This is a genomic window from Nocardia aurantia (genome assembly GCF_009604425.1).
GTDB lineage: Bacteria > Actinomycetota > Actinomycetes > Mycobacteriales > Mycobacteriaceae > Nocardia > Nocardia aurantia.
In genome coordinates, this window is record NZ_WEGI01000002.1 from 558,500 (window position 1) to 578,275 (window position 19,776).

At 71.0% G+C, this 19,776-nt stretch carries 12 protein-coding genes; 9 read left to right on the forward strand and 3 right to left on the reverse strand.

Annotated features, from left to right (window positions below; genetic code table 11):
- Positions 1–3: 3 nt before the first annotated feature.
- The 6 genes from sucB to NRB56_RS05980 all read left to right on the forward strand — a co-directional run bounded on the left by sucB (position 4) and on the right by NRB56_RS05980 (position 8,188).
- Complete coding sequence (gene sucB, locus NRB56_RS05955; RefSeq protein ID WP_153339424.1) at positions 4–1,818, forward strand: 2-oxoglutarate dehydrogenase, E2 component, dihydrolipoamide succinyltransferase; 1,815 nt, start codon at positions 4–6, stop codon at positions 1,816–1,818.
- A gap of 21 nt (positions 1,819–1,839) precedes the next feature.
- Entirely contained in the window at positions 1,840–2,751 is a 912-nt protein-coding gene (locus NRB56_RS05960) for a TIGR01777 family oxidoreductase (protein ID WP_153339425.1), read from the forward strand.
- 292 nt (positions 2,752–3,043) lie between these two features.
- Positions 3,044–3,616 (forward strand): GNAT family N-acetyltransferase, encoded by a 573-nt coding sequence (locus NRB56_RS05965; protein WP_153339426.1) that lies wholly within the window; start codon positions 3,044–3,046, stop codon positions 3,614–3,616.
- A 357-nt stretch (positions 3,617–3,973) separates the two neighbouring features.
- Positions 3,974–5,017: a lipoyl synthase gene (gene lipA, locus NRB56_RS05970; protein ID WP_319942609.1), complete on the forward strand. Its 1,044-nt coding sequence runs from the start codon at positions 3,974–3,976 to the stop codon at positions 5,015–5,017.
- A 100-nt stretch (positions 5,018–5,117) separates the two neighbouring features.
- A complete protein-coding gene (locus tag NRB56_RS05975) occupies positions 5,118–7,331 on the forward strand; it encodes an elongation factor G-like protein EF-G2 (protein ID WP_153339427.1) in 2,214 nt (737 codons plus the stop codon).
- Between the two features lie 113 nt (positions 7,332–7,444).
- Positions 7,445–8,188, forward strand: coding sequence for a DUF4191 domain-containing protein (locus NRB56_RS05980; protein WP_153339428.1), 744 nt, complete (start codon positions 7,445–7,447; stop codon positions 8,186–8,188).
- 242 nt (positions 8,189–8,430) lie between these two features.
- Here NRB56_RS05980 and NRB56_RS05985 read toward each other — a convergent pair whose 3' ends face one another.
- Complete coding sequence (locus tag NRB56_RS05985) at positions 8,431–8,895, reverse strand: RDD family protein (protein WP_153339429.1); 465 nt, start codon at positions 8,893–8,895, stop codon at positions 8,431–8,433.
- A gap of 423 nt (positions 8,896–9,318) precedes the next feature.
- Between NRB56_RS05985 and glnA the strand changes: the two genes are divergently transcribed.
- Complete coding sequence (gene glnA / locus NRB56_RS05990) at positions 9,319–10,755, forward strand: type I glutamate--ammonia ligase (RefSeq protein WP_319942610.1); 1,437 nt, start codon at positions 9,319–9,321, stop codon at positions 10,753–10,755.
- A gap of 125 nt (positions 10,756–10,880) precedes the next feature.
- Positions 10,881–11,564, forward strand: a complete 684-nt coding sequence (locus tag NRB56_RS05995; protein WP_153339430.1) for a hypothetical protein — start codon at positions 10,881–10,883, stop codon at positions 11,562–11,564.
- Positions 11,565–11,595: 31 nt separating this feature from the next.
- Here the strand turns inward: NRB56_RS05995 and NRB56_RS06000 are convergent, their stop codons facing one another.
- The gene (locus tag NRB56_RS06000) at positions 11,596–12,039 is read right to left on the reverse strand and encodes a winged helix-turn-helix transcriptional regulator (protein ID WP_153339431.1); all 444 of its coding nucleotides are present in this window, start codon (positions 12,037–12,039) and stop codon (positions 11,596–11,598) included.
- Between the two features lie 126 nt (positions 12,040–12,165).
- On the opposite strand from NRB56_RS06000, the gene NRB56_RS06005 reads away from it, so the two are divergent.
- A complete protein-coding gene (locus NRB56_RS06005) occupies positions 12,166–13,032 on the forward strand; it encodes an aldo/keto reductase family oxidoreductase (RefSeq protein WP_153339432.1) in 867 nt (288 codons plus the stop codon).
- Positions 13,033–13,140: 108 nt separating this feature from the next.
- On the opposite strand, the gene NRB56_RS06010 is transcribed toward NRB56_RS06005, so the two are convergent.
- On the reverse strand, positions 13,141–19,614 hold the full coding sequence (locus NRB56_RS06010) for a non-ribosomal peptide synthetase (protein WP_153339433.1): 6,474 nt from the start codon (positions 19,612–19,614) through the stop codon (positions 13,141–13,143).
- Between the last annotated feature and the right edge of the window lie 162 nt (positions 19,615–19,776).

The following is a 19,776-nucleotide window of genomic DNA, read 5'->3' on the forward strand; positions in this document are numbered from 1 at the left end:
GACATGGCCTTCTCCGTCCAGATGCCGGCCCTCGGTGAGAGCGTCACCGAGGGCACTGTGACCAGGTGGCTGAAGCAGGAAGGAGACACGGTCGAGGTCGACGAGCCCCTGCTCGAGGTGTCCACCGACAAGGTCGACACCGAAATCCCCGCACCGGCCGCCGGTGTCCTGTCCCGCATCCTGGCCCAGGAGGACGACGTCATCGAGGTCGGCGGTGAACTGGGTGTGATCAGCGCGGCCGACGAGGCCCCCGCGTCCGCTCCGGCGCCCGCCCCGGCCGCCGCCGAGCCCGAGCCCGAGCCGGCCCCCGCGCCCGCCGAATCCGCTCCCGCGCCGCAGGCCGCCGAGCCCGCGCCCGCCGCCCCGGCCGCCTCCGGCGCCTCCGGCACCCCGGTGAAGATGCCCGAGCTCGGTGAGTCCGTCACGGAGGGCACCGTCACCCGCTGGCTCAAGCAGGTCGGCGATGAGGTCGCCGTCGACGAGCCGCTGCTCGAGGTCTCCACCGACAAGGTCGACACCGAGATCCCGTCGCCGGTCGCCGGCACGCTGCTGGAGATCACCGCGAACGAGGACGACGTCGTCGCGGTCGGTGGTCAACTCGGGGTGATCGGCAGCGGTTCGCCCGCCGCCGCCCCGGCACCCGCGCCTGCCCCGGCTCCCGCGCCCGCTCCGGCTCCGGCGCCTGCCCAGGCACCCGCTCCGGCCCCGGCACCCGCCGCCGCCGCCGCGCAGGCACCGGCCCCCGAGCCCAAGCCCGCGCAGGCACCGGCCCCCAAGCCCGCGCCCGCTCCGGCCCCCGCGTCCAAGCCCGCGCCGGCTCCCGCCGCGGCCGCGCCCGCCTCGAACGACAACGGCGACTCCCCCTACGTCACCCCGCTGGTCCGGAAGCTGGCCGCGGAGAACAACGTGGACCTGTCGGCGGTGAAGGGTTCCGGCGTCGGCGGTCGTATCCGCAAGCAGGACGTGCTGGCCGCCGCCGAGGCGAACAAGGCCCCCGAGCCGGCTCCCGCCGCCGCGCCCGCCGCTCCGGCCGCCGCCGCCAAGGCCCCGGTCGCCGCCTCCGCCGCCCCCGCCGGTGTCCGCCCCGAGTTGCAGCACCTGCGCGGCACGGTCCAGAAGGCCACCCGGATCCGGCAGATCACCGCCGTCAAGACCCGCGAATCGTTGCAGACCACCGCGCAGCTGACCCAGACCCACGAGGTCGACGTCACCAAGATCGCCGCGCTGCGCACCCGGGCCAAGGACGCGTTCAAGGACCGGGAGGGCGTCAACCTGACCTTCCTGCCGTTCTTCGCGAAGGCCGCGGTCGAGGCGCTCGGGGTGCACCCGAACGTCAACGCGTCCTACAACGAGGACAGCAAGGAGATCACCTACCACTCGGCGGTCCACCTCGGCATCGCGGTCGACACCGAGCAGGGCCTGCTCTCGCCGATCATCCACAATGCCAGCGACCTGTCGCTGGCCGGCCTGGCCCGCGCGATCGCCGATATCGCCAACCGCGCCCGCAACGGCGGCCTCAAGCCGGACGAGCTGGCCGGCGGCACCTTCACCATCACCAACATCGGCAGCCAGGGCGCGCTGTTCGACACCCCGATCCTGGTGCCGCCGCAGTCGGCGATGCTGGGCACCGGCGCGATCGTGCGGCGTCCGATGGTGATCGCGGACAACGGCAACGAGTTCATCGGCATCCGCTCGATGTGCTACCTGCCGCTGACCTACGACCACCGCCTGATCGACGGCGCCGACGCGGGCCGCTTCCTCACCACCATCCGGCACCGGCTGGAGGAAGCCGCGTTCGAGGCCGATCTCGGCCTGTAGCAAGGAATTCCGGTACACCGCATGAAGGTCGTGGTCGCGGGCTCGTCCGGACTGATCGGTACGGCGCTGGTGGCGGCACTGCGGCGCGACGGGCACCGGGCGATTCGCCTGGTGCGCCGCCGGGCCGCCACCGGCGACGAACTCGAGTGGGATCCGGCGCGCGCCCGCGTCCCCGCGTCGGCGCTGCGCGGGGCCGACGCGGTGGTGAACCTCTGCGGTGCCGGCATCGGCCGGCGCCGCTGGACCGGCGCCTACAAACAGGAACTGCGGGACAGCCGGATCACCCCGACCGACGTCCTGGCCGGCGCGGTCGCCGCCGCCGAGATCCCGGTTCTGGTGAATGCGAGCGGCATTCACTTCTACGGCGACACCGGCGACCGGATCGTCACCGAAACCGATTCGGCCGGAACAGGTTTCCTCGCCACCCTCTGCCGCGACTGGGAGGCCGCCACCGGACCCGCCGCCGCGGCCGGCGCCCGCGTCGTGCTGCTGCGCACCGCGATGGTGCTGACCCCGCACGACGGCCTGCTCGGCAGGCTGCGGCCGCTGTTCACACTCGGCCTGGGAAGTCGGCTCGGCGACGGCCGCCAGTACTTCTCGTGGATCACCCTCGACGACACGGTCGCCGCGATCCGTTTCGCGCTCGACGACGAGAACATCCGCGGCCCAGTGAATCTCACCGCACCGGTACCGGTGACCAACGCCGAGTTCACGCGCGTCCTGGCGGCTGCCCTGCGTCGAACGGCCCGCCTGAGGGTTCCCGCGGCTCCGTTGCGCCTGCTCGCGGGCGAACTCGCCGACGAGGGCATCCTGCACGGGCCGCGGGCCTTCCCGGCCGCCCTGGACGCCGCCGGTTACCCTTTCCGTCATCCCGCCTTGAAAGAGGCTCTCGCCGAATTGTTGTCGGGTCAATACGTATCGAATGCCCGGTGAAGCGGGCGAATTCACCGAGCCGCTTTCGCGCTGGATCGCGCGCCGACGAGCAGTGATGTCCGGCAGCCGAACTCACCGGGCGGTGTGCGCACCGGAAGCCGACGCACCGGCGCGTAAACCGCACCCCGCGCCGACCGCCACCGGCGAGCCGGGGGCACGGGCAACCCGGCGAAACGCGGCCGTCGCCGTCCGGCCGCGACGCCGGACCGCTGCGGCGCTGCCGTCGCCGACGTGCTCGAGCCCACATCGCCGGTGGGAATCGGCGCTGCCCAGGGCCGTTACGCTGCTGTCGATGAGCACGGACATGACCCCGCCGGTGATCCGGGACGCGCGCGAGGCGGATCTCCCGGAGATCCTGGCGATCCACAACGACAACATCGCGGTCTCGACGGCGATCTGGGACAACGAACAGGTCGGGCTCGACGATCGGCTGGACTGGTGGAAGTCCCGGAACGCGGCCGGACATCCGGTGCTGGTCGCCGAGATCGACGGCAGGGTCGCGGGATACGCCTCCTACGGGCAGTTCCGGCCGAAGATCGGGTACCGGTACAGCGTCGAGAACTCGGTGTACGTGGCCGACGCCTACCATCGCCGCGGCATCGCGACCGCGCTGCTGGCCGAACTCGTGGAACGTGCCCGGCGCTCGGGCACGGTGCACGCGGTGATCGCGGCCATCGAGTCCACCAACACCGTCTCGATCGCGCTGCACGAGAAGTTCGGTTTCCGGACCGTGGGCGAGATGCCGCAGGTGGGATGGAAATTCGGGCGCTGGCTGGATCTCACCCTGATGCAGCTGACCGTGCCCATGCCGTCCGGCCCCCCGGCCGCGGAATCGAGTGACATTCGCGTGCCGCCGGTTTCGTGACCGAACCGGCCGCCGCCGGCGAGCCCGCGGAACTGTCGTGGCCCACACCGGCACATCGCCGCTGCCGGTGATCACGGCGGGGAGATCACCTGACACAGCCCGGGCAACCGGTCGGCTATCCGATCCTGCTGCTCGCCGAACCGGTCGACGTCGTCGATTGCGGCCGACGCTGGAGGAGGCGTTGATCACGGTGAGCGCCGGGCCGCCACCGCCGTCCGGCGCGCCTCGACGGCGAACTGCCCCTCACCGACCATCCGGTAGCGCCGGACGGACCATCCGGTAGCGCCGGTCACACCCGCTCCGCACGGGCCGGACGCCGCCGCCGGGGGCCGATGATCACGGCGTAGCATCGGTTCGGTGACCTCCGTCGACACCCCGGCAACCACCGATGCGGCCAGTGCACCCAACGGCCGCAAACTGCTTCGCATCGAGGCCCGCAACGCGCAGACCCCGATCGAACGCAAACCGTCCTGGATCCGCACCCGCGCGACCATGGGCCCCGAGTACACCGAACTCAAGGGCCTGGTGAAACGCGAAGGGCTGCACACGGTCTGCGAGGAGGCCGGCTGCCCGAACATCTTCGAATGCTGGGAGGACCGCGAGGCCACCTTCCTCATCGGTGGTGAGCAGTGCACCCGCCGCTGTGACTTCTGTCAGATCGATACCGGCAAGCCCGCCGTGCTCGATCGCGACGAACCGCGCCGGGTCGCCGAGAGCGTGCAGGCGATGGGCCTGCGTTACTCCACCATCACCGGCGTCGCCCGCGACGACCTGCCCGACGGCGGCGCCTGGCTGTACGCCGAGACCGTGCGCGCCATCAAGCAGCTCAACCCGAATACCGGTGTGGAACTGCTGATCCCCGATTTCAACGCCGAGCCGGAGCAGCTGGCCGAGGTGTTCGCCGCCCGCCCGGAGGTGCTCGCGCACAACCTGGAGACGGTGCCGCGCATCTTCAAGCGCATCCGCCCGGCGTTCCGCTACGAGCGGTCGCTGGCCGTGCTGACCGCCGCCCGCGCGGCGGGCCTGGTCACCAAGTCCAATCTGATCCTCGGCATGGGCGAGACCCCGGAGGAGGTCACCCAGGCCATGCGCGATCTGCACGAGGCCGGGTGCGACATCCTCACCATCACCCAGTACCTGCGGCCGTCGCCGCGGCATCATCCGGTCGACCGCTGGGTCAAGCCGGAGGAGTTCGTCGAGCACTCCCGCGTCGCCACCGAACTCGGTTTCGCCGGCGTGATGGCCGGGCCGCTGGTCCGGTCCTCGTACCGCGCCGGCCGCCTGTACGCGCAGGCGATGGCCCACCACGGCCGCCCGATCGCCCCCGAGATGGCCCATCTGGCCGAGGAGGGCACCGCCTCGCAGGAGGCCACCTCGGTGCTCGCCCGCTTCGGCTCGTAGGTCCCGCCCGCCGACCTGCGGGGATGGCGCGAACTGCTGACATGCGGTGGTCCGGAGTGGGAAGCTCGGGTAACCACCCGTGTCGACTTCGGGAGCGCACATGGTCGAGAAGGCGAGCAACGGGGCCGCCGACGGCAGAGCGGCGGCCAACGGCAAGGCGGTGATCGCGGAGCGTCCGGCCGACATCCGGAACGTGGCGCTGGTCGGTCACAGCGGTTCGGGCAAGACCACGCTGGTGGAGGCGCTGGCCGTCGCCACCGGGGCGGTCACCCGGGCCGGTCGGGTCGAGGACGGCACCTGTGTCTCCGACTACGACGACATCGAACAACGGCAACATCGTTCCGTCCAGTTGTCGGTGGTGCCGGTCGGCTGGGAGGGGATCAAGATAAATCTCCTCGACACCCCCGGATACGCCGATTTCGTCGGCGAACTGCGGGCCGGTCTGCGCGCCGCGGACGCGGCCCTGTTCGTCGTCTCGGCCGCCGCGGGCGCGTCGGGGATCACCGGGCCGACCATGACGCTGTGGGCGGAGTGCGCGGCCGTCGGGATGCCACGCGCGCTGGTCATCACCCATCTGGACGCCACCCGGGCCGACTTCGACGAGATGATCGAGACCGGCCGCGCGATCCTCGGCGGCGGCGCGGCGGAGAGCATGCTGCCGCTGCACCTGCCGGTCTACGGGCCGCCCGGCGCCGACGGCCATCGGCCGGTCACCGGCCTGATCGATCTGCTCACCCGGCAGGTCTTCGACTATTCGGCGGGGACACACACCCGCACCGAGCCGACCGCGGATCAGGCGGAGCTGATCGAGTCGGCCCGCGGCCGGCTGATCGAGGGGATCATCGCCGAGAGCGAGGACGAGACCCTGATGGATCGGTACCTCGCGGGCGCGGAGATCGATCCGGCGACCCTGCTCGCCGATCTGGAGCGGGCGGTCGCGCGCGGCGGTTTCCACCCGATCCTGATCGCGGCCCCGCCGCCGGGTGAGGGCCGGGAGGGTCTCGGCACGATCGAGTTGCTGGACCTCATCACCCGCGGCTTCCCCACTCCCGCCGAACACGCGGTGTCGGCGGCGGCGCCCGGCGGACCGGCCGCGGCGCTGGCCTGCGATCCGGCCGCGCCGCTGGCCGCCGAGGTGATCCGCACGGCCTCGGACCCCTACGTCGGCCGGGTGTCGCTGGTGCGAGTGTTCTCCGGCACCCTGCACGCGGACGAGACCGTGCACGTCAGCGGCCATCCCGACGGCGACCACGAGCGCGATCACGACCTCGACGAACGCATCGGCGCCGTCTCCGCCCCCTTCGGCAGGCAGCAGCGCCCGCTGGGACAGGCCGTCGCCGGCGATATCGCCTGCCTCACCAAGCTCGGGCACGCCGAGACCGGGGATACGTTGTCCGCCAAGGACTCTCCGCTGCTGATCGAGCCGTGGCCGCTGCCGCGGCCGCTGCTGCCGGTCGCGATCCGCGCGCACGGCAAGACCGACGAGGACAAACTCTCCCAGGGCCTGGCCCGCCTGATCGCCGAGGATCCGACCGTCCGCCTGGAACAGAACGCCGACACCCACCAGCTGGTGCTGTGGTGCCTGGGCGAGGCGCACCGCGACGTCGCCCTGGAACGGCTGCGGTCCCGCTTCGGCGTGGCCGTCGACGTGATCGAGCACGAGGTGGCGCTGCGGGAGACCTTCGCGACCGCCGCGTCCGGGCGCGGACGGCACGTCAAACAGTCCGGCGGGCACGGCCAGTACGCCGTCTGCGAGATCGAGGTGGCGCCGCTGCCGGAGGGTTCCGGGATCGAATTCGTCGACAAGGTCGTGGGCGGCGTGGTGCCGCGGCAGTTCGTCCCGGCCGTGGAGAAGGGGGTGCGCGCCCAGGCCGCGCGCGGCGTGGCCGCCGGACATCCGCTGGTCGACGTGCGGGTGACGCTGTACGACGGCAAGGCGCATTCGGTCGATTCCTCCGACGCCGCCTTCCAGACCGCCGGTGCGCTGGCGTTGCGCGAGGCCGCGGCGGCCGCCCGGATCAGCCTGCTGGAGCCGATCGCCGAGGTGCGGGTGACGGTGTCCGACGACCACGTCGGCACCGTGCTCGGCGACCTGTCGGCGCGCCGCGGCCGCGTGCTCGGCACCGAACCGGCCACCGCCGGGCACACCGAGATCCGCGCGGAGGTACCCGAACTGGAGTTGTCCCGGTACGCCGTCGACCTGCGTTCGCTAGCGCACGGCGGCGCCGCGTTCACCCGCGACTACGTGCGGCACGAACCGATGCCCGCCCAGGTCGCCGAGGTCCTGCGCAAGGCGGGCGCCGCCACGACCTGATCGCGCATTACCACCGCGGCGGGCCGCGCATTACCACCGCGGCGGCCCGCGCATTACCACCGCGGCGGCCCGCGCATTACTACCGCCGGGGGCCGCGCACTATCCTGAGGAACATGGCAGCAGGTAAGGACGGCAAGCCGTCGAAGGAAGCGAAGTCCGCGGCGAGAGCGGCGCGCAGACAGGCGTCCAAGGAGCGTCGCCGCCAGATCTGGCAGGCGTTCCAGATGCAGCGCAAAGAGGACAAGCTGCTGCTGCCCCTGATGATCGGCGCGCTGGTCGGCATCACCGTCGTGGCGTTCCTCATCGGGCTGCTGTTCCACCTCCAGTGGGCGTTGCTGCCGTTCGGCCTGATCGTCGGCGGCCTGGTCGCGTTCCTCATCTTCGGCCGCCGGGTCCAGAAGAGCGTCTACTCGAAGGCCGATGGACAGGCCGGCGCCGCAGCGTGGGTGCTGGACAACATGCGGGGCAAATGGCGGGTCACCCAGGGTGTGGCCGCCACGACACAGCTCGACGCCGTGCACCGGGTGATCGGACTGCCGGGCGTCGTCCTGGTCGCCGAGGGCTCACCGCAGCGGCTCAAGTCGCTGCTGGCGCAGGAGAAGAAGAAGACGTCCCGGCTGGTGGGCGACACCCCCATCTACGACGTCATCGTCGGCAACGGCGAGAACGAGGTGCCCCTGAAGAATCTGGAGCGCTACCTCACCAAACTCCCGCGCAACATCAACGACAAGCGCATGGATCAGATCGAGAGCCGGCTGTCGGCCCTGGCCACCCGCGGCGGCCCGCCGATGCCGAAGGGCCCCCTGCCCGCCGGCGCGAAGATGCGCTCGGTCCAGCGCACCATCCGCCGAAGGTAATTTTGGCCCGCTTCGGCGGTCGAGGCCGACAAAAGGGCCGAACGGACTGATCCGTTCGGCTCTTTCCCGTCGGTGGAGTCGAGGCCCGCCCCGGGCCTGGACTGACGGAGGCGGGGGAGCGAAGCGGAGGAGCCGGAGGAGGGAAGCCCCGGGGTCACGAGGGCCTCGACCGCCGGAGCGAAGCGGAGGCAGAAGATACAGCGCCTCGACCGCCGGAGCGAAGCGGAGGCAGAAGATACAGCTCAGCGGGAGTGCACCAGGGCGGTGCCGGTGGCGCGGTCGTGCATGCCGCGCCCGTCGGAGTCGGTGAACAGGGCAGGGATCACGAAGATCAGCAGTACCTGCCGGGCCACGGCCCGGACGATGCCGACACCGCCGGTGGAGTCGATCCGGATCGTGCGCAGGCGCAGGAAGTACTGGCCCGGGGTGAATCCGAACAGCACTACCGTCACCACTCCGATGACGAACCAGATCACCAGGGTCAGGGTGTTCAGCGAGCCGTTGTGACCGTGCAGGATCAGCGCGGTGATGCCCAGCGCGATGAACCAGTCGACGAACAGCGCCACGATCCGCCGGGCCATCCCGGCCAGCGATCCGGCGCCCTGCTTCGGCAGTCCCAGCAGTTCACCCGGATACTCCGCCGGCCGCGCGTCGTCCGGATCGGCCGCGTTCGGCCCGGACAGCCAGGAACCGGTAATTCGTGCCATGAACCCAGCCTAGCGACGGACGCGGGCGCGCCGGGCGGCCGGATCCGCGCCGCGCGCATCCCGGTCCGGTGTCCCCGGTGCGGCCCCCGGCGGTACCGGCGCGCGATCCCCGATTCGAAAGGGTTGCGGGCGAAAAACTCTCGTCCGCGGCGATGGTCACGGCGGGTGCGGCCACCTGGCTTTTCGGGACCTTCACGTCCGCGCGGTAAACGGCAATGGCAGGATAAGCGTGCTGGTCGAGCAACGATCGGTGATCTGTCCGGGTCCTGCCAGGGTCCGGCGGCATCGTCGCTTGCCGCCAGCGGTACGTGTAACACTGGCGAAACACGGGCTTGATTGTCGGGAAACACCGCGTCCATACCGTTCAGCGGCGACACCCAGCAATCGGCACCTGGCTGGGAACCGATCCGTAAGGAGTACTAAGTGGCGTTCAGCACGGCCGACGAGGTCATCAAGTACATCAAGGAGGAGGAGGTCGAGTACGTCGACGTCCGTTTCACCGACCTCCCCGGGCAGGCGCAGCACTTCTCGATCCCGGCGAAGTCGTTCACGACCGACCTGGCCGAAGAGGGCCTGGCGTTCGACGGTTCCTCGGTGCGCGGTTTCCAGTCCATCGATGAGTCGGACATGCTGCTGCTGCCCGACTACACCACCGCCCGGCTGGACCCCTTCCGCGCCGCGAAGACCCTGAACCTGAACTTCTTCGTGCACGACCCGTTCACCCGCGAGTCCTACAGCCGCGACCCGCGTAACGTCGCGCGCAAGGCCGAGGAGTACCTGAAGAGCACCGGCGTCGCCGACACCGCGTACTTCGGCGCCGAGGCGGAGTTCTACATCTTCGACTCGATCCGCTACGACTCGCAGATGAACGGCGCCTTCTACGAGATCGAGTCGATCTCCGGTTCCTGGAACACCGGCGCCGAGTTCAACCCGGACGGCACCCCGAACCGTGGCTACAAGGTGCGGCCGAAGGGTGGCTACTTCCCGGTCGCGCCGTACGACCACTATGTCGACCTGCGCGACAAGATCTCCACCAACCTGCAGAACGCGGGCTTCGTGCTGGAGCGCGGCCACCACGAGGTGGGCACCGCCGGCCAGGCCGAGATCAACTACCGCTTCAACACCCTGCTGTCGGCGGCCGACGACCTGCAGCTGTTCAAGTACATCGTGAAGAACACCGCCTGGGCCGAGGGCAAGACGGTCACCTTCATGCCGAAGCCGCTGTTCGGCGACAACGGCTCGGGCATGCACGTGCACCAGTCGCTGTGGAAGGACGGCAAGCCGCTGTTCCACGACGAGGCCGGCTACGGCGGCCTGTCGGACCTGGCCCGCTGGTACATCGGTGGCATCCTGCACCACGCGCCGTCGCTGCTGGCGTTCACCAACCCGACGGTGAACTCCTACCACCGCCTGGTGCCGGGCTTCGAGGCCCCGATCAACCTGGTGTACTCGCAGCGCAACCGCTCCGCCGCGGTCCGCATCCCGGTCACCGGCAACAACCCGAAGGCCAAGCGCCTCGAGTTCCGTGCCCCCGACTCCTCGGGCAACCCGTACCTGGCCTTCGCCGCCATGATGATGGCCGGCCTGGACGGCATCAAGAAGAAGATCGAGCCGGCCGCCCCGGTCGACAAGGACCTCTACGAGCTCCCGCCGGAGGAGGCCAAGAACATCCCGCAGGCCCCCACCAGCCTGTCGTCGGTGATCGACCGCCTCGAGGACGACCACGACTACCTCACCGAGGGTGGCGTGTTCACCGAGGACCTGGTCGAGACCTGGATCCAGCTCAAGCGCGAGGGCGAGATCGCCCCGGTCAACCTGCGTCCGCACCCGTACGAGTTCGCGCTGTACTACGACGTGTAAGTCGTTACGGCACAACCGTTCTCTCGGAGCCCCGGCCGAATTCGGCCGGGGCTCCGGCGTTTTCGGGCCAGCCGAGCGGCCGCTGCCGGGTCGCGGGACGCGGCCGGTATCGCTACGGTCGGGTGGTGAGTTCCACTCCAGATCCCCGAGATTCGCGGCGCGCCGGACAATCGGGTGGATACGACGCGACGACGGTCCGGATCACGACTCTCCCGGACGCGAATTCGGCGGCGGCAGATGGTCGCACCGTGCCGATGCGCAGACATCATTCGCCCGCAACGGGTTTCGCCGTGCGGGCGCCGGGTGGATCCGATCCGGACGCCGGGCGGCGGCGCGCGGTGCCGTGGCCGGTGTGGGTGATCGTCGCGGCGCTCGCCGTGACCGTCGCGGTCGCGATCTTCCTGCCCTGGACGGAGCCCACCGAACGGGTGCGGCGGATCGTGACCCGCCTCCACCGGGCGAACGCCTTCGGGCACGGCTCGCTGGCGACCCTGTCCGGGACCTGGCCGATCGCGGTCCTGGTCGCGGCGGGCCTGACCGTGCTGCTCGCCGTGACGGCGGTCGTGGTGCGCGGGCGGTGGGTGGCCGGGTCCGGTGGCGCGACCGCGATCGCGACCGGGGTCCTGGCCGTGCTGCTGGGGCTCCGGGCGCGGCATCGCATCGCGGAGGCGAATGCGCACAATCCGCTGCACCTGCCGTTCCGGCTCGTCGATCCCGGGATCGGCACGGTGGTGGCGCCGACGGCCGGAACGCTGCTCGCACTGGCCGGACTCGGAGTATTGATCCGCGCGCTCACCGCGCGCCGATGAATCCGTTGTCCGGCAATCGACTCGATAGCAGTCAGGGCATGCGGCTGTCGTAGGTCGTGCGGTTGTCGAGTACCTCGTCCATATAGGTCTCGGCCCAGGACTTCACGGCGCGCAACATCACATGCAGCGACAGGCCGAGCTCGGTCAGCTCGTAGGAGACCGTGACGGGCACGGTCGGCGTCACCGTGCGGGTGACCAGACCGTCGCGTTCGAGCGAGCGCAGCGTCTGGGTGAGCATCTTCTGGCTCACGCCGGCCAACAGCCTGGCCAACTCCGAATAGCGCATCGCCCGGGGCTCCCCCGCGCAACCGGTTCCTTCCCGGTGCGAGCCGTCGCTGCCCAGCGCGGACAGGATCAGCGTCACCCATTTGTCCGAAATCCGGTCGAGCAGTTTGCGACTCGGGCAGGCCGCCACGAACGCGTCGTACTGCGCCTTGCTCTGGGCCCGCTGCTGGGCCGCCGTCATCGTTGCCATTCGCCGCTCCTCGGACCTGAAGGTGGCTTACGCACTCCGGAGTGCGTACTTCCCGGCAGGAAGTTACCCCTCCATAGTGGAGCAACAAACTCTTGTGCACCACCTCGGCTCCACGAAAGGCACGCCATGCTGTCCACCTCGCTTCCCGGCGGCACCTGGTCTCTCGGCGGCCTGACCGTCGGCCGGTTCGGCTACGGCGCCATGCAACTCGCAGGGCCCGGGGTCATGGGCCCGCCCGCCGATCACGACGACGCACTCGCGGTCCTGCGCGCGGTGGCCGATCTCGGCATCACCCATATCGACACCAGCGCGGCCTACGGGCCGTGGGTGACCAACCGGCTGATCCGGGAGGCGCTGCACCCCTATCCCGCCGGGCTGCGCATCGCGACCAAGGTAGGCGCGGTCCGCGACGCGGAAGGTGGCTGGCCCCCGGCCCGGCGCCCCGAGGACCTGCGCCGCGCGGTGCGCGACAACCTCGACGGACTCGGCGTCGAGGTGCTCGACGTGGTCAACCTCCGGCTCGGCGACGCGCGCGGACCCCGGCCGGGGACGCTCGCCGAGCCGTTCGAGGCACTGGTCGAACTTCAGCGGCAGGGCCTGATCCGGCACCTCGGCGTGAGCAACGCGACGGCCGAACAGGTCGCCGAGGCGCAGGCGATCGCGCCGATCGTGTGCGTGCAGAACATGTACAACCTCGCGCACCGGCACGACGACGCGCTGATCGACCGCCTCGCCGGGGAAGGCATCGCCTACGTGCCGTTCTTCCCGCTCGGCGGATTCGACCCGCTCCAGTCCTCGGCCCTGTCGGCCGTCGCCGCCCGGCTGGGTGCGACGCCGATGTCGGTCGCGCTGGCCTGGCTGCTGCATCGTTCGCCGAACATCCTGCTGATCCCGGGGACCTCCTCGGTGACGCACCTGCGCGAGAACGTCGCGGGGGCGGGCCTGTCGCTGTCCGCGGACGACCTGACCGAACTGGATCGGATCGGCGCCTGAACTTCGCACCCGTGCCCGGTGACCGGCACCCGACGGCCGGTCACCGACGAAACTCGTTGCCGCCCAGCAGCTTCCGGCATCGGGCGACATTTCCGAGCGGAATCGGATTCAGACCCGGTCCGGCGCCGGGAAGAATCCCGAAGCGATGAACGCCTCGACGTACCGGTCCAGAACCGTCTCGTCGATCGCCGGGCGGAGGATACCCCGATCGGCGAGGGCGGCACGGGTTCCGGTGTCGTCGATCACGACCGTGGTCGTGCCGTAGGTGCCGCTGAGCAGGGCGGCGCGGACGAGGGAGTCGTCGCCGTCGGCCTCGCGGGCGGCGGCCTCTTCGGCGAGGCGGGCGGCGATCGTCTCGAAGTCGGCCGTGTCGACGCGTAAACCGTTGCGGCGCAGGCTGTCGAACACCGCCCGGACCGGCACCGGCTCCGTGTTGACCAGGTGGTGGACACCGACGGCGGGGTGCAGCGCCAGGGTCACCACCGCGCTCGCCACGTAGTTCACGGGGACCAGCGGGATCGCGGCGTCACCGACCTCCGGGGCCAGGCCGAGGACGGCGACGGCGCGGATCATGTTCCAGAATGAATCGTCGGCGCTGTTCACACCCGTGCGGGTATCACCGGATACCGTTCCGGGACGGTGGATTCCGATCGGCAGACCGCGTTCGCCCGCCTGCCGGACCAGCTGTTCGGCCACCCATTTGCTCGCCACGTAACCGTTGCCGGAGACCTGTTCCGGCGGCAGCACGGTGTCCTCCCAGCCCACGAAATCCGGTGCGGGGGCAGCGGGAATCACCGTGTTGACGGTGGAGACGAACTGGAACGGGGTGATCCGCCCGGTGGTCGCCATCCGCAGCAACTCCCGGGTGCCCTCGACGTTCGCCGCCCGCAGCCGCCGGTAGGGCTCCAGATGGTTGACGCGGGCGCCGTTGTGCACGATCAGGTCGATGCGCTCGGTGAGCCGGGTGTAGTCGGTGCCGGACAGGCCCAGTCGCGGCGCGGCCAGATCGGCGGGCAGCGGCACGATCCGGCCGCGATAATCGTCGTACCGGATTCGGTAGTGCGACAGCGCTTCCCGGATCCGGTCGCGCGCCTGCGGCACCGACTCGGCGCGCACCGGGCACCACACCCGGGCCTCGGTGCGATCGAGCAGTTCCCGCAGCAGATGCACGCCGACGAAACCGGTTGCGCCGGTGAGTAATACATCCATCGGCGGGCCGGGATACGCCGCGGCGGCCCCGGCCGGATCGATGTCCGGGTCGAGTACCGCGTCGGCGGCGAGGGTTTCAACCGGATCCACCGGCTCGGCGGAGCGCTCTCGGTGTTCCAGCCGCGCGGCCAGGCCCCGGACGGTCGGATCGGTGAACAAGGTCGCCACCGCGACATCGATGCGCAGCCGCGCGGCCAGTGCCCGTTGCAGGGTGAACACCAGCAGCGAGGTGCCGCCGAGGTCGAAGAAGTCGTCCTCGGCGCCGACCCGGTCCAGGCCGAGCACCTCGGCATACGCCTCGGCCACGGCCTGTTCGACGAGCGTTGCGGGAGCGACGAATTCGCGCTGTTCGAACACCGGCTCCGGCAGCGCCGCGCGGTTCAGTTTGCCGCTGTCGTTGGTGGGGAACGCGTCCAGCACCGTGATCGCGGCCGGCACCATGTACGACGGCAGCACCCGGCCCAGCCCGCGCCGCAGTTCCGCGATGCCGGGCCGGGTACCCCCGGCGGGCACTACATAGGCGATCAGTCGATCGCCGGTCGCGGCCGAGGCGACCATGGCGACCGCCTGCGAGATCGACGGCTCCGCCAGCAGTGCCACCTCGATCTCGCCGAGTTCGATCCGGTGGCCCCGGATCTTCGCCTGGAAGTCGGTGCGGCCCAGGTATTCCAGGACACCGTCGGCCCGGCGTCGCACGAGATCCCCGGTGCGGTACATCCGGGTGCCGGGCGGGCCGTACGGATCGGCGACGAACCGGTCGGCGGTCAGATCGGGACGGCGAACATAGCCGCGCGCCAGCTGATCCCCGGCCAGATACAGTTCCCCGACCGCCCCGGCCGGCGTCGGGTGCAGCCGGTCGTCGAGCACCTGTGCACGCGAATTCCATTGCGGCACACCGATCGGCACGGTCGGCGTATCCATCGCCGCGGCCCGGTGATATGTGATCGAGACCGCCGCCTCGGTGGGCCCGTACAGATTGTGCAGGCCGGTCACCTCCAGGCGCGCATCGGACCCGGCCCCGACGCCACCGGTCACCGGCCCGCCCATGTCGACCGGCGCAGTGCCGCGCCGGTCGGCGCGCAGGCTGCGGCCCGATTCCGCCATCACCCGATGGAATTTCGCGACCGCGGCCGGGGGCAGCGCCTCGCCGATCACGAAAACGTCACGCAGCGTGGCCAACTGCCGCGGTTCGGCCGACGCCAGGAACACCTGCAACACCGACGGAACGAAGTCCGTGACCGTAACTCCCCGCGCCGCAACGAGTTGCGCGAGGTACGCGGGATCACGCTGCCCGCCCGGCTCGGCCAGCACCAGCCGGGCACCCGCCCGCAGCGGCAGGAACCAGCCCCACAGCGAGACGTCGAAGGTGGTCGCGGTCTTCTGCAGATAGACGTCGTCGGGCCCGAATTCGTGCTGCGCGGCCATCCATGCCATCTGGTTGTGGATCGCGCGGTGCGACACAACCACGCCTTTGGGCCGGCCGGTGGAGCCGGAGGTGAACAGCACATACGCCGGATGATCGGGGAGCAGCGGGGTTCCGAGTTCCGCCGCACCGATCGGTTCGGCGGAGAAATCCGACAGATCCAGCGTGTCGACCGTGTGCACCGGCGGCCCGGCCACCGGGAAGAGACTGCCGGCGATGGTCAGTACGCACACCGGGTCGGCGGTGTCGACCACGTGGGCGATGCGGCCGGCCGGATGCTCCGGGTCCACCGGCAGGTAGGCGCCACCCGCGGCGAGCACCGCATACATCGCCACCACGAGCTCGATCGACCGCGGCATGCTCAGCACCACAACCGATTCCGGTCCGATGCCGAGCCCGATCAGATACCGCGCCAGCTGGTTCACCCGCGCGTCGAATTCCCGGTAGGTCAGCGTCCGCTCCCCCGCGATCAGCGCGACCGCATTCGGATATGTCGCCGCGGCCCGGCGATAACCGTCCAGCAGCAGTCCGTCCCCTGCCGGATGCAGCCCGCCATCGGCGGCCGACCGCCACTCCGCGTGTTCCGCCGCGGTCAGCAGGTCGGCATCACCGATCGGCCGGTCCGGGGCGGCCACCAGGTCGTCGAGCAATCGGACGAACCACTCGGCGAGCCGCGCCACCGTCTGCTCCTCGAACAGATCCACGGCGTAGGTGAATCGCACCGGCCACGGCCGACCCGCCGGTCCCGGCATCACGGTCACCTGGAGATCGAATTTGGCCGCGGGACTGTCGAATTCGACCTGTGTCAGCCGCAGGTCGCCGAGTTCGAGCGCCGTACCGGCCAGATTCTGGAAGAACAACGCCACCTGGAACAGCGGATGACGGGCCGGCGACCGCTCCGGCGCCAGCACCTCCACCAGTTGCTCGAAGGGCAGATCGGCATGAGCGAAGGCGGCCAGGTCGCGGTCACGGGTCCGGGCGACCAGATCGGTGAAGGACATTCCCGCATCGACCCGGCTGCGCAGGGCGACCGTATTCACGAACATGCCGACCAGATCGGTGGTTTCGGGCTCGTCGCGACCGGCGACCGGGGTACCGATCACCATATCGCCGGCGCCTGTCACCCGGGCGAGGAGCGCCGCGAAGGCGGCGTGCACGATCATGAACTCGGTGGCCTCGGCGGCCGCGGCCAGACTCGCCACCCGCGCGGTCACCTCCGCCGGCACCGTGCACGACAACGTCCGTCCCACACCGGAAGCCGTCGGCGGGCGCGGCCGGTCGAGGGGCAATTCGATGCTCTGCGGAGCATCGGCCAATTCCCTGGCCCAAAACGCAACCTGTTGCGCAGCAAGCGAATCCGGTCTGTCTGCCTTCCCCAGCAACTCGCGCTGCCACACACTGTAATCCGCGTACTGCACCGGCAACGGCTCCCATCGCGGCGCCACACCCGCACCGCGCGCCGCGTATGCCGTCATCAGATCCCGCATCAGCGGCCCGAGCGACCACCCGTCCACGGCGATGTGATGCGCCACCAGTGACAGCACATACACCCGGCCCCGCCCCACCTCGGCCGACCCGACCGCCGGATGTTCCCTGTCCGCGGTTCGCCCGCGATCCACCCGCGGCCGCGTGGATTCGCGAACCCCGTCGGATGCGCCGGACGGCACGACCGGACGACCGCCGGCAGTCGCCGTGAGCCGGTCCCGGAAGCCGGCGGGCGCGGGGCCGGAGGTGTTGTCCGGCAACACGTACAGCGTGATCCGCACCGGAACCTCGGCGGTGACGTCGAATCCCGCCGTCGCGTCGGCGGCGATGCGGGCGAGCAGGTCGGGTTCGCCGGTGACCGGCACCGGAGTGAGGTGCGGAGCCCACGGCGGCAGGATCCGTTGCACCGCATCGTGTTCGGCACGCGGATAGACCGTGCGCAGCACCTCGTGCCGGGCGATCACGTCGGCGACGGCCGCTCCGAGGGCGGCCACATCGAGCAGGCCGGTGAGCCGGATCGCAACGGGCACATGATAGAGCGCCGAGGCCGGGTCGAACCGGTTCAGCAACCACATCCGATACTGGGCGGGCGCCAACGGGATCGGCTCCCGGCGGGTCCGCGGTACGAGGTGCGGCCGGGCCGCGCCGGTGGGCCGGGCGCCGGGGCGCGGCACGGTGACCGCGGCCGCCAGCGCCGCGACCGTCGGCGCCTCGAACAGCACTCGCGACGGGAAGTCGGTGCCGGTGGCCGCGCGGATCCGGGCGGCGGCCCGGGTCGCCGACAGCGAATTGCCGCCGAGAGCGAAGAAGTCGTCGTCCAGGCCGACGCGGGTGACCCGCAGCAGGTCGGCGTAGACCTCCGCGACGATGCGCTGCACCGGGTCGCGGGGTGGGCGGTAGGCGGCCGTCGTGAGACCCGGCGCGGCGCGGCCGCGGGTGTCCGGGAGCGGGATGCGGTCCAGCACCGTGACCGAGTCCGGCACCGGGTACCCGGGGAGCATGCGTCCGGCGTGGGCGAGCAGGCCGGCGGGGTCGACGGACGCACCGGCGGCGGGCAGCACGTGTGCCACCAGAACGGTCGCGCCGGTCGGGCCGGTGTGCGCGGCGGTGGCGGCGAAGTCGACGCCGGGGTGCGCGGCGAGTACTGCGTCGATCTCGCCGAGTCCGAACCGGACGCCGCGCACCTCGACTCGAAAGTCGTTGCGGCCCAAATGCTGGAGGCCCCAGGGTGTCTGCCGGGCCAGATCGCCGGTGCGGTAGGCCCGGCTGCCGGGCGGTCCGTACGGGTCGGCCACGAAGCGGGTCGCGGTCGGTCCGGGCCGACGGTGGTAGCCGCGGGCCACGCCCGCACCGGCGAGATACAGCTCGCCGATGCCGCCCGGACCGGCCTGGTGCAGGCGATCGTCCAGGATCCGGGCCGTCATGTTCCGGACGGCCGGGCCGAGGGTGATCGGACGGCCGGGCGCAGGCGGCTCGCCGATCGACGCGATGATCGTGGCCTCGGCGGGCCCGTACACGTTGACGATCCGGCGGGCGCCCGTCGCCCACCGGGTGATCAGATCCGGTCCCCAAGCCTGGCCGCCGATCGCGAGGGTCTCCAGTTCGCCGAGCCCGGCCGGGTCCATCGAGGCGACCGCCGCGGGGGTGAGGTACGCGTGCGTGACCCGCCGGGCGCGCAGCAGTTCCGCCAGTTCCGCACCGCCGTGCACGCCGGTCGGCGCGATCACCATGGTCGCGCCCGCGCCGCATGCCAGCAACAACTCCAGCAGCGCGGCGCCGGTGCCGGGCGAGGCGACGTGCAGGGTCCGCGAATGCTCGGTCACGCCGCAGCGCTCGCGCTGCGCGACGCACACGCCCAGCAGGCCGGTATGACTCAGGACGACGCCCGCCGGCAGGGCCGTGGCACCGTCGGGGTAGATCGAACAGGCCGCGTGGTCGCCACGCAGCGGCCGTACCCGGTCGGCGTTGACGACCAGATCGCCGGAAGAGCGGCGGCACGCCGCCTCGACCTCGGGATCGTCGAGGATCAGCCACGCCGGATCGGCCGGCAGCGCCGGGCGGGCGGCCGCGATCGTGAGACCGAGCACGGCGCCGCAGTCCTCGACCGTCCGAAGCACCCGCGAGGCCGGTAGGCCGGGGTCGATCGGCACGAAAGCGGCGCCCGATTTCGCCACCGCCCACATCGCGGCCACCGACCACACCGAACGCGGAATGCCCAGCGCGACAACGTCCTCGGGGCCGATACCGCGGGCGATCAACAGCCGTGCCACCCGCGAGGACCAGCTGTCGAGTTCGGCGTAGGTCAGCGACAGCCGCGCGTCGGCCACCGCGACGCCCTCGGGATTGCGTTCGACGGCGGCGGCGAGCAGATGCGGCAGGGTGGTGACGGACGAGGTACGTCGGCGTAAGGGGCGGGTCCGGGCGGCCGTCGCGCGCCGATCCTGCCTCGAACCCACGTCCACCATGCACCAACCTCCACGCTCACGAAAACGAACTCGTCCGATCGACCCTTCGGACGGCACACCGGCATGCAACACTCACTGCGCAATACAACAGCTCCAGCGCAGTCGACGCCACTCGGCGGGTGCCGGGTACCCCTCTTTTCCGTCGAGGGAAACCGATCGGCC

What these genes read in the sequence shown, in the direction of transcription:
- sucB (WP_153339424.1), top strand. Translation starts at nt 4, where the DNA reads ATGGCCTTCTCCGTCCAGATGCCGGCCCTCGGTGAGAGCGTCACCGAG.
- NRB56_RS05960 (WP_153339425.1), top strand. Translation starts at nt 1,840, where the DNA reads ATGAAGGTCGTGGTCGCGGGCTCGTCCGGACTGATCGGTACGGCGCTG.
- NRB56_RS05965 (WP_153339426.1), top strand. Translation starts at nt 3,044, where the DNA reads ATGAGCACGGACATGACCCCGCCGGTGATCCGGGACGCGCGCGAGGCG.
- NRB56_RS05975 (WP_153339427.1), top strand. Translation starts at nt 5,118, where the DNA reads ATGGTCGAGAAGGCGAGCAACGGGGCCGCCGACGGCAGAGCGGCGGCC.
- NRB56_RS05980 (WP_153339428.1), top strand. Translation starts at nt 7,445, where the DNA reads ATGGCAGCAGGTAAGGACGGCAAGCCGTCGAAGGAAGCGAAGTCCGCG.
- NRB56_RS05985 (WP_153339429.1), bottom strand. Translation starts at nt 8,895, where the DNA reads ATGGCACGAATTACCGGTTCCTGGCTGTCCGGGCCGAACGCGGCCGAT.
- NRB56_RS06000 (WP_153339431.1), bottom strand. Translation starts at nt 12,039, where the DNA reads ATGGCAACGATGACGGCGGCCCAGCAGCGGGCCCAGAGCAAGGCGCAG.
- NRB56_RS06005 (WP_153339432.1), top strand. Translation starts at nt 12,166, where the DNA reads ATGCTGTCCACCTCGCTTCCCGGCGGCACCTGGTCTCTCGGCGGCCTG.
- NRB56_RS06010 (WP_153339433.1), bottom strand. Translation starts at nt 19,614, where the DNA reads ATGGTGGACGTGGGTTCGAGGCAGGATCGGCGCGCGACGGCCGCCCGG.